Consider the following 14,530-nt stretch of genomic DNA (forward strand, 5'->3'; position numbering starts at 1 on the left):
GCGATGGGACAACCAACGGGATTTTTAGATTACAGGAGAGAGACCGGCAGCGTCCGCCCGCCGGAGGAGAGAATCAAGGATTTTAAGGAGTTTCACAGAGCCCTGCCCAGGGAGCGGCAGCAGCTCCAGGGAGCCAGGTGCATGGCCTGTGGCGTGCCCTTCTGCCAGTCGGCGGCGGAGCTGGGCGGCATGGTCTCCGGCTGCCCTTTGCGGAACCTGGTGCCGGAGTTTAACGACCTGGTCTGCACGGGAAACTGGGAGCAGGCGTACCGGCGGCTGGCAAAGACCAACTGCTTTCCGGAATTTACAGGGCGGGTCTGCCCCGCCCTCTGCGAGGCGGCCTGCACCTGCGGGCTTTACGGGGAACCGGTGTCCACGAAGGAAAATGAGCTTCAGATCATTGAGAGGGCCTTTGACTCCGGTCAGGTCCGCCCGGAGCCTCCCGCGGTGCGCACGGGAAAACGGGTGGCTGTCATCGGCAGCGGTCCCGCTGGACTGGCCGCCGCCTTTCTCTTAAACCGGCGTGGCCATCAGGTGACGGTGTTTGAGAAAAGCGACCGCCCCGGCGGCCTGCTGATGTACGGGATCCCCAACATGAAACTGGATAAGTCCATTGTGGAGCGGAGAATCCGCCTCATGGAGGCGGAGGGCGTGACCTTCGTTACGGGAGCGGACGTGGGCCGCACGGTGGCGGCGGAGGACATCCGGAAGGAATTTGACCGGGTGGTGCTCTGCTGCGGAGCGGGACGGCCCCGGGATATTGAGGCCCCCGGCAGAGAGGCGAAGGGGATCTGGTTCGCGGTGGATTTCCTCTCCGCGGTGACAAAGAGCCTGCTGGACACGGGAACGCCGGGCAAGGGCTGTCCGACGGTGAAGGGAAAACGGGTGGTGGTCATCGGCGGCGGTGACACGGGAAATGACTGTGTGGGAACCGCCGTCCGCCTGGGGGCGAAATCCGTGGTTCAGCTGGAGCTGATGCCGGAGCCTCCCGCCTCCCGGACAGAGGAAAATCCCTGGCCGGAGTGGCCCAGGGTGAAAAAGACGGATTACGGCCAGGAGGAGGCTGCCTGGGCCTACGGCGCCGACCCCAGACGGTTCTGTACCACCGTAGCCGCGTTTTTAGCCGGAAAGGACGGGAATGTGGCAAAGGTGAGGACGGTGGAGCTGGAGGAGGAGCGGACCGCGGAAGGCTCTGAGACAGCCAGAGCCGCGAAGATTGACGGGACGGCAAAAACGGCCGGAACTACAACGGTTGACGAGGCGGTAAAAAACGCCGGGGCCGCAAAAGCTGACGTGACGGCAGAAACCGCCGATACCGCAACGGCTGACAAACCGGCAGAAACCGTCGTTCCCGCCCCCAAACCGGCAAAACCGGCATCCCGCCCCCGCATGGTGCCAAAGCCAGGCTCGGAGCAGGAGATTCCCGCCGATCTGGTGCTGATCGCCGCCGGGTTTACGGGAGCGGAGGAGTACGCCGCCGCGGCCTTTGGCATTTCCTTAGACGGCAGGGGACGGATCCCCTGCGGCGAAGACAGCCACCGCACCGCCGACCCGGCCATATTTGCCGCCGGGGACATGAGGCGTGGCCAGTCCCTGGTGGTCTGGGCTATCCGGGAAGGGCTGGAAGCGGCCGCCCAGGTGGACGAGTCCCTCATGGGATATTCCAATCTGGAGACAATGGGAAGGAGGAGAAAGCATGGAAGATAGAGCGCTGGCCCAGGTGCTGGAGCAGATGGAGGACGAGGAGGTGGAGGCTGTCCGCCTCCAGTTTACAGACATCAACGGCACCTTAAAGAGTGTGGCCGTCACCCCCGCCCGCCTGCGGAGCCTGGGGGAGGAACCCCTGTTTGTGGACGGCAGTTTCCTGGCCGGGCGGGACGGGGAGGAAGGGGTGGAGCTGCTCCTAAAGCCGGACCTTTCCACCTGTTCCATCCTTCCCTGGAAGGGGTACACGGGCAAGGTGGCCCGCCTCTACTGCAGCCTGTGCCAGGAGGACGGGACTCCCTTCCCGGAGGATTCCCGGGCTGTGCTGGCGGAGGCGGAGCGGCGGGCGGAGGCGGAAGGCTACCGCCTGTCCGTCCGCCCGGAATGCGAGTTTTTCCTCTTTCACACCGACGATGACGGCCAGCCCACCGTGCTGACCCATGAGCGTGCCGGATACCTGGAGGCCAGTCCGGTGGACCTGGGAGAGAGCGCCAGACGGGAGATGGTCCACACCCTGGAGGAAATGGGAGTGACGGTGGAGGCGTCCCGCCATGAGATTTCCCCGGGCCAGCACGGCATTGACCTGGGGCGGATGGGACTTTTGGAGGCGGCGGACGGGATCGCCACCTTCCGGTTTGTGGTGCGCACCGTGGCAAAGCGCCACGGCCTTCACGCCACCTTCATGCCAAAGCCTTTGAGCGACGCGGAGGGCTCCGGCGTGCATCTCCATTTCACCCTTTGCCGGGACGGAAAAAACGTGTTCTCCGGCGATAAAGAGGGAGGATTTTCCAGGGAGGCCGTGTGGTTTGCCTGCGGGCTGCTGGATCACATGGAGGCCATGACGGCGGTGGCCAACCCTCTGGTGAATTCTTACAAGCGCCTGGTGCCGGGGACGAAGGCTCCCACGGATCTGCTCTGGTCCTCCCGCCGGGAAAACGCCCTGCTGCGGATCCCGCCTGTACGCGGTATGCGGACACGCGTGGAGTACCGCGGGGCCGACGGCTCCTCCAATCCCTACCTTCTTTTAGCCCTCTGTCTGGAAGCGGGCCTGGACGGAATCCGAAACCACAGGGAAATTCCGGAGGGACAGTCTGGCGGACGGCTGCCGGGGAGCCTTTTGGCTGCCATGGAACATTTTAACCGGGATTCCTTTGTGAAGGATACCCTGGGTGAGGCGCTCTGCCGCCGCTACAGCGCCTGCAGGGAGGAGGAATGGCGGCGTTACGAAAGGCAGGTGACCGGTTGGGAGCTTTTGGAGTATCTATACCGGTATTGATTCTGCCGGGATGGGAGGAGAAGGATGAAGGGCATCATCATCGCGTTTTCCAGGTTGGAGGACGGAAGGAATATCAGACGGGCGCTGGAGCGAAACGGCTTTGAGGACATGGTCCTCTGCCAGACCGGGGCTCAGGCCCTCCGGGAGGCGGCCTTTCTGGAACGTGGGCTTTTAATCTGCGGCGTCCGGCTGAAGGATATGCACTGTACTCAGTTGCGGGAGTACCTCCCTCCGGGGGTGGAGCTTTTGGTGGTGGGCACAGAGGCCAGGCTGGCGGACTGCCCGCCGGATTTGATGGCGGTGACGGCGCCGGTGCGGGTGTACGAGCTGGCCAACACGGTGGGGATGATGCTGGGGCGGAATGTTCCGGAAAAACGGAAAAAACAGGAGGGCCGGGCCGGCTCTGTCCCGGGAAAGCCGGGCGGAGGTTCTTCGGAGAGTGTCCGTCATACAAAGACATCTGAAAGCAGTTCTTATTTCGAGCCGAATGTCCGTCCCACAAAGACACGCAGCGAGGCGGACCAGAGGGCCATCCGCCAGGCCAAGGAGCTCCTCATGGAGCGGAACCGGCTGACGGAGGAGGGGGCCCACCGCTACCTGCAGAAACGGAGCATGGAGACGGGCAGAACCATGGCGGAATCCGCCCGGATGGTGCTGATGCTATTTGAAAATGACTAGGAGGAGATGACATGATCAACCACAATTACGAGAAACTACAGGGGAGCTATCTGTTCTCCGAAACGGCAAAGCGGGCGGCGGCCTTCCAGCAGGCCCACCCGGACCGCAGGCTCATCCGCCTGGGGATCGGCGACGTGACCCTGCCTCTGGCACCGGCGGTGACGGACGCCATGCACCGGGCAGTGGACGAGATGGGCCGGGAAAAGACCTTCCGCGGCTACGCCCCGGAGCAGGGCTATGAATTTTTACGTTCCGTGATCGCCGAGAAGGATTACCGGGCGCGGGGCTGCCACATCAGCGCCGATGAAATCTTTATCTCCGATGGAGCCAAATGCGACTGCGGAAACATCCAGGAGATCTTCTCCGGCGACGTGACCGTAGCCGTCTGCGACCCGGTCTACCCCGTATATCTGGACACCAACGTGATGGCGGGACGGACGGGGGACTACTCCCCGGAGACGGGGCGCTACGGCGGCGTCACCTATATGCCCTGCACCCTGGAAAACGGCTTTCTGCCCCGGATTCCGGAAAAAATGCCGGAGCTGGTCTACCTCTGTTTCCCCAACAACCCCACCGGTGCCGCCATCTCTAAGGGAGAGCTGCAGAAGTGGGTGGACGCTGCCAATGAAAGCGGCTCCATTCTCCTCTATGACGCCGCCTACGAGGCCTACATCACCGAGGAGGGCATTCCCCACAGCATCTACGAGTGTGAGGGGGCGAAAACCTGCGCCATCGAGTTCCGCAGCTTTTCCAAAAACGCCGGCTTTACCGGCGTCCGCTTAGGATTTACGGTGGTGCCGGAGGAGCTGGTGCGGGAGGGCGTGAGCCTGCGGCAGCTGTGGTTCCGCAGACAGGGGACAAAGTACAACGGAACTCCCTACATCGTCCAGCGGGCCGGGGAGGCAGTGTACACCCCAGACGGACAGCGGCAGATCCGCGCCCAGATCGGCTACTATATGGAGAACGCGGCGGTGATCCGGGAGGGACTGCTGGCCTGCGGCTATGAGGCCTCCGGCGGCGTCAATTCCCCCTACATCTGGATGAAGACGCCGGACGGCCTCACCTCCTGGGAATTTTTCGACCGCCTGTTAAACGAGGCGGGAGTCATCGGCACCCCCGGCTCCGGGTTCGGCCCGTCGGGAGAGGGGTATTTCCGGCTGACGGCCTTTGGAAACCGGGAAAACACCCTGGAAGCGGTGGAGCGGATCCGGAAAATGTGAGGCGGCGGGAGAAACGGTCCGGCGATGGGGCCCGGTGACCGGATCCGTGGGATCCATTTTGGGATTTTCAAAGTTTCGGTCAAAATTTCCAGAAGAAAATTCAAAAAATCCACTTGACAATCGGGAAATTCCTCACTATAATACGGAGCCATAAAGAAAATCAAACAAAACCAAAGGCAGAGAAGGAGACTCGCCCTTGGAGCGCCGACAGGAAGCGGACGTCACCGACTGAGAGCGTCTGCAGGAAGGAAAAGGGAAGGGAACACTCCGGAGCCGGCCGTCTGAACGGGAAGTAGGGCGGCACGTGTACTGCGCGTTAAGCGGGAAAGCGTTTCGGGTGTTGGCCCGGCAGCAGGCAAAGAGGTCTGATAAACGATGGGGAAACTGTCGTTTTCGGCCGGTGCGCGTGCGGCGCTTTCATGAGAGGTCTGAAAACGCTGACCCGTTTAGAACTGCCAGGAGATCGAAACGGCAGGGAAAAGGGGAGCGGCAGACAATGCGGGTGGCACCGCGGGAACGACAAATCAGAATTCCCGTCCCGGAAGATTCATTGAAAAATGGATGTTCCGGGACTTTTTTTGTTTCACAAGAAACTCTGTTTCCTGCAACACAAAAGCCTCCCATCGAGGCGTACCAGCCCGGAACGAGAAAAGGAGGAACCACAATGAAGGAAATTACAGGAATGACAGAAAAAACCACCAGAAGGATTTCAGAGCTGACCGCCCCGGAGCTTGTGGGGACGGCGGTGGAGGCGGAGGGAGCCGTCCACCGGGTCCGGAACTTAGGCGAGGTGGTGTTTGTGGTGCTGCGCCAGGCGGAAGGGCTTTTGCAGGCCGTGTTTGACCGGGAGACCTTTGAGAAGGCCGGGGAGATCCGGGAAGGGGCCGCTCTCCAGGTGACAGGTACCCTGCGGGAGGAGCCGCGGGCGCCTCACGGCATCGAGATTGCCGTTAAAGAGGCCGTTTTGTTATCCTCCCCCGCGTCCCCCCTGCCCCTTCCCGTGGACCGTCTGGTGTTAAAGGCGTCCCTGGAGGCCAGGCTGGACCACCGGGCCATTTCCCTGCGAAACGTGAGGGAGCGGGCGAAGTTCCGCGTCCAGGAGGGGATCGTCCGGGGATTCCGGGATTTCCTCTACAGCCAGGGCTTTACAGAGATCCACACCCCCAAAATCGGCGCCAAGGGAGCAGAGGGCGGAGCCAACATTTTCAAGCTCAGCTATTTCCACAAACCGGCGGTGCTGGCCCAGAGCCCGCAGTTTTACAAGCAGATGATGGTGGGAGTGTTTGACCGGGTGTTTGAGACGGGGCCGGTGTTCCGGGCGGAAAAGCACAACACCAGGAGGCATTTAAACGAGTACACCAGCCTGGACTTTGAGATGGGCTACATCCGGGGCATGGAGGATGTGATGGGCATGGAGACGGAGATGCTGCGGTACGTGATGGAGCTGCTGCGCCGGGAGTACGGCAGGGAGCTGTCCCTGCTTGGCTGCGAGCCGCCGGAGATTTCCTCCATCCCGGCCCTGCGGTTTGACGAGGCCAAGGAGCTGGCGGCAAAGACCTACGGCCGCCCCGCCAGAGCCCCCTACGACTTAGAGCCGGAGGAGGAGAGCCTGATCGGCCGGTACGCCAAAGAGCATTTGGGCAGCGACTTCGTGTTTATCACCCACTACCCGGCGAAAAAACGGCCCTTTTACGCCATGGACGACCCGGAGGACGGCCGCTACACCCTGAGCTTTGACCTGCTCTACAAGGGGCTGGAGATCACCACCGGCGGCCAGAGAATCCACGATTACCACAGCCTGATGGCAAAGCTGGAGTCCAGGGGCATGACCGGCGAGGGCATGGAGGAATACCTGGAGGCGTTCCGGTGCGGGATGCCGCCCCACGGGGGCCTGGGGATCGGCCTGGAGCGGCTGACCACCCAGCTGTTGGGAGAGGACAATGTGAGAGAGGGCTGCCTGTTCCCCAGAGATATGGGCAGGCTGACCCCTTAGGAGGAGGAAAAAATGGCAGAGAAAATGGACAGAGCCGTGCTGGAAAATGTGCTGATCCTGGCAAAGCTGGAGCTTTCCGAGGAGGAGAAGGACCAGGCGGAGATGGAAATGAAGCGGATGCTGGACTACGTGGAAAAATTAAATGAGCTGGACACCTCCGGGGTGGAGCCCATGGTTCATCCCTACGAGATTGAAACGGCGCTCCGGGAGGATAAGGTGACAAATCCCGACCGGAGGGAGGCCCTGCTTGCGGGGGCGCCGGAGGAAAAGGACGGCCAGTACGTGGTGCCGAAGACGGTGGAATAGGAGGCGGAACGATGGAAATATGGGAAATGACAGCATTGGCCCTGGGGCAGAGTATCCGGGCCGGCAAGATCAGCAGCGAGGAGGCCGTAAAGGCCTGCCTGGAGCGGGCAAAGCAGGTGGAAACAGACGTTCACGCCTTCGTCCATCTGGACGGGGAGAGGGCCATCCAGGCGGCGAGAGCGGCGGACCGGGGTATCCGGGAAGGGCGGTATGACAGCCCTCTGGCGGGGGTTCCGGTGGCGGTGAAGGACAATCTCTGTACGGAAGGGATGCCCACCACCTGCTGCTCCCGCATTTTAGAGCAGTTTGTGCCTCCTTACACAGCGGAGGCGGTGAAACGGCTGACAGACGCCGGAGCGGTAATCCTGGGAAAGACCAACATGGACGAGTTTGCCATGGGCAGTACCACAGAGACCTCCTGCTTTGGCCCCACGAAAAACCCCTGGGATGTTAGCCGGGCGCCGGGCGGTTCCTCCGGCGGCTCCTGCGCCGCGGTTGCTGCGGGAGAATGCGCCGCGGCCCTGGGCTCAGACACCGGCGGTTCCATCCGCCAGCCGGCCTCCTGGTGCGGCGTCACCGGCATCAAGCCCACTTACGGCGCCGTTTCCCGGTACGGGCTCATCGCCTACGGTTCCTCCCTGGATCAGGTGGGGCCCATCGGGCGGGATACGGCGGACTGCGCCGCCCTTTTAGGGCTGCTGGTGGGACGGGATCCGAAGGACGCTACCAGCGCGGTTCCAGGAGCGCACCAGAGCATGGATTCCTTTTTAAAATATGCCCCCACATCTTCGGAAACCGGGGAGGCAGGCGGGGAAGTGGCGGCCCGCGGCCTGCGGGTGGGCATCCCGGAGGCCTTCCTGGGAGAGGGGACAGAGCCTGGGGTGCAGGCAGCCATCCGGGAAGCGGCAGAGCGGTTAAAAGCTATGGGAGCCACGGTGGAGCCCTGTTCCCTGGGGCTGGAGGAGTATGTGATCCCCGCCTACTACGTCATCGCCTCAGCGGAGGCCAGCTCCAACCTGGAGCGGTTTGACGGGGTAAAATACGGATTCCGGGCGGATCAGGAGGAGAGCGATCTCCACGGAATGTACAAGCGGAGCCGTTCCCAAGGCTTTGGCCCGGAGGTGAAACGGCGGATCCTCTTAGGCACCTTCGTGCTCAGCGCCGGCTACTACGATGCCTACTATTTAAAGGCGTTAAAGGTGCGGGCCCTGGTGCGGCAGGCCTTTGACCGGGTTTTTGAGCGCTACGACGTGCTGTTAGCCCCAGCGGCTCCCTCCACGGCGGTGCCTTTGGGGGAGAGCCTGGCAGATCCCTTAAAAATGTACCTGGGAGACATTGACACCGTGGCGGTGAACCTGGCGGGGCTGCCGGGACTGTCCCTGCCCTGGGGCTTAGACGGACAGGGCCTGCCGGTGGGCCTGCAGCTCATGGGAAACCGATTCCGGGAGGATCTGGTGTTCCGGGCGGCTTTTGCCTGCGAGGCGGCCAGAGGGCCCTGGAAGGAAGTCTGGAAAAGAGAGGGAGGAATCAGCGATGGCAAAACAGTATGAGACGGTGATCGGCCTGGAGGTCCATGTGGAGCTGGCCACCAGGACGAAGATTTTCTGCGGCTGCTCCACCCGGTTTGGCGCAAAACCCAACACCCAGACCTGCCCGGTGTGCGCCGGTTTCCCCGGTGCCCTGCCGGTGTTAAATAAGAAGGTGCTGGAGTACGCCCTGTCCGCCGGCCTGGCCTTAAACTGTGAGGTGAACCGCTACAGCCGCTTTGACCGGAAAAACTATTTCTACCCGGACAACCCGCAGAACTACCAGATTTCCCAGCTCTACCTCCCCATCTGCCACGACGGCTGGGTGGAGATCGACACGGGGGCGGGAAAGAAAAAGATCCGCATCCACGAGATCCACATGGAGGAGGACGCGGGAAAGCTGATTCACGACGAGTGGGGGGAGTGCTCCCTGGTGGACTTTAACCGCAGCGGCGTCCCCCTCATCGAGATCGTGTCGGAGCCGGACATGAGGAGTGCCGACGAGGTGATCGCCTATCTGGAGAAACTGCGGGACATTCTCCAGTATCTGAAGGTGTCCGACTGTAAGCTCCAGGAGGGCTCCATGCGGGCGGATGTGAACTTATCTGTGCGGGAGGTGGGCTCTGAGACCTTCGGCGTCCGCACGGAGATGAAAAACTTAAACTCCTTCAAGGCCATCGCCCATGCGGTGGAAGGGGAGAGAGAGCGGCAGATCGAGCTTTTAGAGGAGGGAAAGGCCGTCCTCCAGGAGACCAGGCGCTGGGACGAGAACAAAGAGTCCTCCCGCCCCATGCGCTCTAAGGAGGACGCCAAGGACTACCGCTATTTCCCGGATCCCGACCTGCCCCCGGTGACGGTGAGCGAGGAGTGGTTAAACAAGCTGCGGGAGAGCCGCCCCATGCTCCGGGAGGAGCGGAAACAGGTGTTTGCGGAGCAATACGGCCTGACGGAGTACGACGCCTCCGTCCTCACCGCCTCCGTCCATATGGCGGCTCTGTTTGAGGAGACGGCGAAACGGTGCGGAAACGGCAGACGGGCCGCCGCCTGGCTCATGGGAGAGGCCATGCGTCTGATGAAGGAGGACGGGCTGGAGCCATCGGAGCTTTCCCTGTCCCCGGAGAACCTGGCCCGGCTCATCCGCCTGGAGGAGGAAGGGCGGATCACGCCTCATTCCGCAAAACGGGTGTTTGCCGCCATGGTGCGGGAGGGGGCTGACCCTGATCATTATATAGAAGAAAACGGCCTGGCTGTGGTGCGGGACGAGGCCGCCTTAGAGGAGGCGGTGCGCCAGGTCCTGGCCGCCAACCCAGGCTCCGTGGAGGAGTTTCGCGGCGGCAAGGAGAAGGTATTTTCCTTCCTCATGGGCCAGGTGATGCGCCAGATGAAGGGCAAGGCGGACGCCGGACAGGTGCGGGAAATGCTGCAGGCCCATCTGGGACAGACGGAAAAAAAGTTGTAAAAGCACTAAGGAAGCCGTCCCGGCATAGACTAAAATAAACAGCTTTTCAGGCGGCTTCCTTTGAAAACTTTTCCAAAACCATTGACTGCCAGCGAGGAGAGAGAATATCTGGGACGTTTGAGGGATGGCGACCAGGGGGCCAGGGACGTGCTGATCGAGCGGAATATGCGCCTGGTGGCCCATGTGGTAAAAAAATACCAGGGCACGGACTACGACACGGAGGACCTGCTTTCGGTGGGCACCATCGGCTTGATAAAAGCAGTGAATACGTTTAAAATGGAGAAAGGGTCCCGATTGGCCACCTACGCGGCGAAATGCGTGGAGAATGAGATTCTCATGCTCCTGCGGGCCAGCCGGAAGTTTTCCAGGGAGGTGTCCCTCTTTGAACCCATCGGGGTGGATAAGGACGGGGAGGCGGTGAACCTGGTGGATGTGATTGAGGTGGAAGGCCGGGAGGTGCTGGAAACCATCATTTTAAGCCAGGACGTGACGGAGCTGTATGAGGCCTACGAGGCCTGCTTAAAGGACAATGAAAAGCAGGTGATCAGCCTCCGCTACGGGCTGTTTGGAAAGCGTGAGCACACCCAGCGGGAGATCGCGGAGGTGCTTGGAATCTCCCGGTCTTACGTGAGCCGGATCGAAAAGAGGGCCATCGAGAAACTGAGAACGGAATTCGAGAGAGGAAATACGTCATGATTGTGAGCGCCAGCAGAAGAACGGATATTCCCGCTTTTTACAGTGAATGGCTGATGAAACGGCTGGAGGAAGGCTTTGTATACGTGAGAAATCCCATGAACCGGAGGCAGGTGAGCCGCATCCCCTTAAACCGGGAGACGGTGGACTGCATGGTGTTCTGGACGAAACATCCAGGCCCCATGCAGCCCCGTCTTCCAGCCCTGGACGCCATGGGATTTCCCTATTATTTCCAGTTTACCCTCACTCCCTACGGGAGGGATCTGGAGCCGGGGCTGCCGGAAAAGGACAGGCTTTTGGAGCAGTTTTTGGCCCTATCGGACAGGCTGGGGCCGGAGCGCACCGTGTGGCGCTACGACCCCATTTTCCTGTCGGGAGAGTGGGGGATTTCCCGTCATCTGGCGGAGTTTGAGCGGTTTTGCGCCCGGCTGGAGGGAAAGACGGAAACCTGCGTGGTGAGCTTTCTGGACGGCTACCGAAAAATAGCAAAAACCTTAGAGCGGCTGAACCTGCGTCCGCCGGACCATGAGGAACGGCTCCGGCTCATGGCGGAGTTTGGCCCCATGGCGGCGGCCAGGGGGATTTCGGTGCAGACCTGCGCGGAGGAGCAGGACTTTTTGGCTTTTGGGGTAAAACAGGGGGCCTGCATCGACCCGGAGCTCATTCAGCGGATCACCGGGCGGCCGGTGACGGCCGGAAAGGATCCGGGGCAGCGGCCTGGCTGCGGATGTGCGCGCAGCGTGGACATCGGCACTTACGACACCTGCGCCCATTTTTGCGCCTACTGCTACGCCAACCTGGGGCGGGAGGCGGTGGAGGGGGCCAGAAGGCGGTATCAGGCGGATTCCCCCTTCCTCTGCGACCGGCTGGAGGGGGACGAGCGGGTGACGGAACGGAAAATGCCCTCCGTCCTGGGAAAGGGGGACGGAGGGCAGATGAGTTTGTTTGAATAGTGAGACGCTGGAGAGGGGTTCTCTCCGGCGTCCGTTTTTTTGTCTGGCTGTTATATTCTTTTCTGGCCTTTCAGATTTTCCAGGTTTTCAGACAGGCCGTTTTTAAACCGGCAGAGAGTAGATCACCGCGCCCGCCACGCCGCTGACGGCCATGACCAGAATGGGGTTCCAGCGGAATTTCCGCAGGAGAAACAGGGAGACGGCAAAGAGCGCCGCCGCGATCCCGTTTACAGGAAGGGTCACAGAGCCGAGGACGGTGGTGCCAGCTAAGGCCATGGTGAGAATGGTGCCGGCGGAGGCGGCGATCAGTCCAATGGAGGCGGCCCGCAGCCCTTTGAGCACAGTAAATACCGGCCCCGCGTTCCGGTATTTGGAGAAGAACCGGTAGAGGCAGAGGCAGATCACAAAGCCGGAGATCACGCAGCCAAAGGTGGTGAGAACGGCTCCAAATAGCCCCAGAATGCGGATCCCGGTGAAGGTGGAGGTGTTCACCGCCAGAGGGCCTGGGGTCATCTGGGAAATGGTGATAATGTCTGTAAATTCTTGCATGGACAGCCAGTGGTATTTATCCACTACCTGCTCCTGGATCAGGGGAATGGTGGCGTATCCGCCGCCGATGCTGAAAAATCCAATCTGTAAAAAGCTGAGGAGCAATGTGAGCCAGGTCATACGGAACCTCCTTTCCGGTCCTTGCGGGCGCGGCGGGAGTGTCCGCCAGATACGGACATTCCCGAAACGCTGTTGTTGGATGGGTGATAGTCGGAATGCTCTGCCCGCACCGGCGCGGGAACGGGGCGTTTAAATGGGCGGTCTGCCTTCGCGGCCGCCGGTTTGAGACCGCGGGTGCGGTTTGCGGCATAGTAGTATACCAGGCAGGCGCCGGTGCACAGCAGAAGGAGCACCATCACATTGATGCCAAAGAGGAAACTGCCCGCGAAGGCCGCCGGCATCAGGCAGGCGAAGAAGGGCTTTTTCTCCTTTAAAACGGCGGCTCCCATGTCCGCCACGATGTCCACGATCAAAGCGCCCACAGCCGCCTCCATACCCTTTAAAACGGCTGCCACAATGGGTAGATCCCGGAAGACCTGGTAGCAGGAGGAGATGACCGAGAGAATGAGGAAGGGGGGCGTCACGGAGGAGATGCCGCTGACCACGGCCCCGGAAAAACCGGCCGTCCGGTAACCGGCCAGCACTGCCAGATTGATGGCGATGGCGCCGGGGGAGGACTGGGCGATGGCCGCCATGTCCATGAGCTCATCCTCGGAAAACAGATGCTTTTCCGTCACAAAATACTTCCGGATCATGGGAATTACCACGTATCCGCCGCCGAAGGTGAAGGCGCTGATGAAGAAGTTGACCTTGAACAGCCAGAGATAGAGGCTGAGAGATTTCTTTTCCATATCTTATTTCCTTTCGTTCGTCTTTTTTCTGTCCAGGACAGTATAACCCTTGAAAGATAATAAGTAAAATGTTATTATTTTATATAATTCATTACTAAAAAATAATGAAAAGTAGAGGACGGGGAGATTTCTCTTTCCGGGGTTCTTTCTTAGGTTTGGGTAATTCAGCGATTCTCAATTTTGCACTACTAAGCCGATTTAATAGTTGTAGCAAATACTGAGACTATGCGGATACCCAAAGTGCAGAAAGAACCCTTTCCGGCGAGGTTTTCTTTGTAATTTTCTTGTTTGCTTGTTTTTGGCAGATTTTGGGAGAATGGGATCTGTTTTTTTATTTTTTTATTTGCTTTGTTTTGTTTGTAAATGTTTGTGAATGCTGTAAATGATAATGGTCAGCGATAAGGAGGAAGGATATGAACATCCGACAGCTGGAAATTTTCCGCACCCTGTGCCGGGAGGGGAGCGTCACCAAAGCGGCGAAGGCTCTCTATATGACGCAGCCGGCCGTCACCCACGTGATCAACGCCCTGGAGGAGGAGGCGGGCTGCCCCCTCTTTGACCGGATCTCCAGGAGGCTGTATTTAAACGCCTCCGGGAGGAGGTTTCTGGAGAAGTCAGAGCAGATTTTAGAGCTGTTTGACGAGCTGTCCCTGCACTTCTCCGACTCCGAGGAGCAAAATCCCATCTCCCTGGGGGCCAACATCACCATCGCCAATTACTGGCTGCCCCAGGTGTGGGCGGAGTTTTCCTGCCTGTATCCCCACACTCCGGTGCAGGTCACCGTGGACAGCGCCTCCCGGATCGAGGAGCTGCTCTTAGGCCACCGGCTGGATTTTGGCCTGCTGGAGGGAAATATCCACTCCGGCCTGCTGGAGAGCTGTGAGTTTGGCTCCTACCGGGTGGGGGTGTTCGTGTCGCCGGATTATCCTCTGGGAAAACCAGGAACCTGCGGGCCGGAGGAGCTTTTGGGCCACCGGCTTTTGCTGCGGGAGGCGGGGAGCGCCGTGCGGGACGTGTTCGACCATGCCCTTTACGGCCTGGGCCTGACGGCGGAACCAGCCTGCATCAGCGTCAATTCCCAGGCTCTGGTGCGGATGGCGGAGAAGGGACTGGGAGCGGCCGTCCTGCCGGTGCCGGTGGCGGAACCGGCTTTACAGGCGGGAACGCTGCGGGAGGTGGCGGTGACGGGGCTTTCCATGGAGAACCGGATGAAGGCGGCCTGGATCCGGGAGAAGTCCATGAGCCCTCAGATGGGGCGGCTGTTGGAATTGTTGAAAAAGTGTGAGGGGTAGCGGGCATTTAAGACAAATCCGTCTGATGCC

Annotated in this window: 13 protein-coding genes; 11 read left to right on the forward strand and 2 right to left on the reverse strand. The window is 60.5% G+C overall.

Features of this window, described 5'->3' with window-relative positions:
* The first annotated feature begins 3 nt into the window (after nucleotides 1-3).
* The 10 genes from B5E84_RS03480 to B5E84_RS03525 all read left to right on the forward strand — a co-directional run bounded on the left by B5E84_RS03480 (nucleotide 4) and on the right by B5E84_RS03525 (nucleotide 11,808).
* On the forward strand, nucleotides 4-1,707 hold the full coding sequence (locus B5E84_RS03480; RefSeq protein WP_087219321.1) for a glutamate synthase subunit beta: 1,704 nt from the start codon (nucleotides 4-6) through the stop codon (nucleotides 1,705-1,707).
* Nucleotides 1,697-2,980, forward strand: a complete 1,284-nt coding sequence (locus B5E84_RS03485) for a glutamine synthetase family protein (RefSeq protein WP_087219324.1) — start codon at nucleotides 1,697-1,699, stop codon at nucleotides 2,978-2,980. Before B5E84_RS03480 ends, B5E84_RS03485 begins: the two co-directional genes overlap by 11 nt.
* 24 nt (nucleotides 2,981-3,004) lie before the next feature.
* The gene (locus tag B5E84_RS03490) at nucleotides 3,005-3,658 is read left to right on the forward strand and encodes an ANTAR domain-containing response regulator (RefSeq protein ID WP_087219326.1); all 654 of its coding nucleotides are present in this window, start codon (nucleotides 3,005-3,007) and stop codon (nucleotides 3,656-3,658) included.
* Between the two features lie 11 nt (nucleotides 3,659-3,669).
* Nucleotides 3,670-4,878, forward strand: coding sequence for an LL-diaminopimelate aminotransferase (locus B5E84_RS03495; protein WP_087219329.1), 1,209 nt, complete (start codon nucleotides 3,670-3,672; stop codon nucleotides 4,876-4,878).
* A gap of 664 nt (nucleotides 4,879-5,542) precedes the next feature.
* Complete coding sequence (aspS, locus tag B5E84_RS03500) at nucleotides 5,543-6,871, forward strand: aspartate--tRNA(Asn) ligase (RefSeq protein ID WP_087219332.1); 1,329 nt, start codon at nucleotides 5,543-5,545, stop codon at nucleotides 6,869-6,871.
* 12 nt (nucleotides 6,872-6,883) lie between these two features.
* Nucleotides 6,884-7,177, forward strand: a complete 294-nt coding sequence (gatC, locus tag B5E84_RS03505) for an Asp-tRNA(Asn)/Glu-tRNA(Gln) amidotransferase subunit GatC (protein WP_087219335.1) — start codon at nucleotides 6,884-6,886, stop codon at nucleotides 7,175-7,177.
* 11 nt (nucleotides 7,178-7,188) lie between these two features.
* Nucleotides 7,189-8,727, forward strand: a complete 1,539-nt coding sequence (gatA, locus tag B5E84_RS03510) for an Asp-tRNA(Asn)/Glu-tRNA(Gln) amidotransferase subunit GatA (protein ID WP_087219338.1) — start codon at nucleotides 7,189-7,191, stop codon at nucleotides 8,725-8,727.
* On the forward strand, nucleotides 8,711-10,162 hold the full coding sequence (gene gatB, locus B5E84_RS03515; protein ID WP_087219341.1) for an Asp-tRNA(Asn)/Glu-tRNA(Gln) amidotransferase subunit GatB: 1,452 nt from the start codon (nucleotides 8,711-8,713) through the stop codon (nucleotides 10,160-10,162). The genes gatA and gatB overlap by 17 nt, the downstream gene beginning before the upstream one ends.
* A 60-nt stretch (nucleotides 10,163-10,222) precedes the next feature.
* Nucleotides 10,223-10,858: an RNA polymerase sporulation sigma factor SigK gene (sigK, locus tag B5E84_RS03520; RefSeq protein ID WP_087219343.1), complete on the forward strand. Its 636-nt coding sequence runs from the start codon at nucleotides 10,223-10,225 to the stop codon at nucleotides 10,856-10,858.
* On the forward strand, nucleotides 10,855-11,808 hold the full coding sequence (locus B5E84_RS03525; protein WP_087219346.1) for a DUF1848 domain-containing protein: 954 nt from the start codon (nucleotides 10,855-10,857) through the stop codon (nucleotides 11,806-11,808). Before sigK ends, B5E84_RS03525 begins: the two co-directional genes overlap by 4 nt.
* 102 nt (nucleotides 11,809-11,910) lie before the next feature.
* Here B5E84_RS03525 and B5E84_RS03530 read toward each other — a convergent pair whose 3' ends face one another.
* Entirely contained in the window at nucleotides 11,911-12,477 is a 567-nt protein-coding gene (locus B5E84_RS03530) for a chromate transporter (protein ID WP_087219349.1), read from the reverse strand.
* Nucleotides 12,474-13,208: a chromate transporter gene (locus B5E84_RS03535; protein ID WP_087219352.1), complete on the reverse strand. Its 735-nt coding sequence runs from the start codon at nucleotides 13,206-13,208 to the stop codon at nucleotides 12,474-12,476. The genes B5E84_RS03530 and B5E84_RS03535 overlap by 4 nt, the downstream gene beginning before the upstream one ends.
* Before the next feature lie 413 nt (nucleotides 13,209-13,621).
* Here B5E84_RS03535 and B5E84_RS03540 point away from each other — a divergent pair, with 413 nt between their 5' ends.
* Nucleotides 13,622-14,500 (forward strand): LysR family transcriptional regulator, encoded by an 879-nt coding sequence (locus B5E84_RS03540; RefSeq protein ID WP_087219355.1) that lies wholly within the window; start codon nucleotides 13,622-13,624, stop codon nucleotides 14,498-14,500.
* Nucleotides 14,501-14,530 lie beyond the last annotated feature (30 nt).

The sequence above is a fragment of the Lachnoclostridium sp. An14 genome, assembly GCF_002160755.1.
GTDB lineage: Bacteria > Bacillota > Clostridia > Lachnospirales > Lachnospiraceae > Lachnoclostridium_A.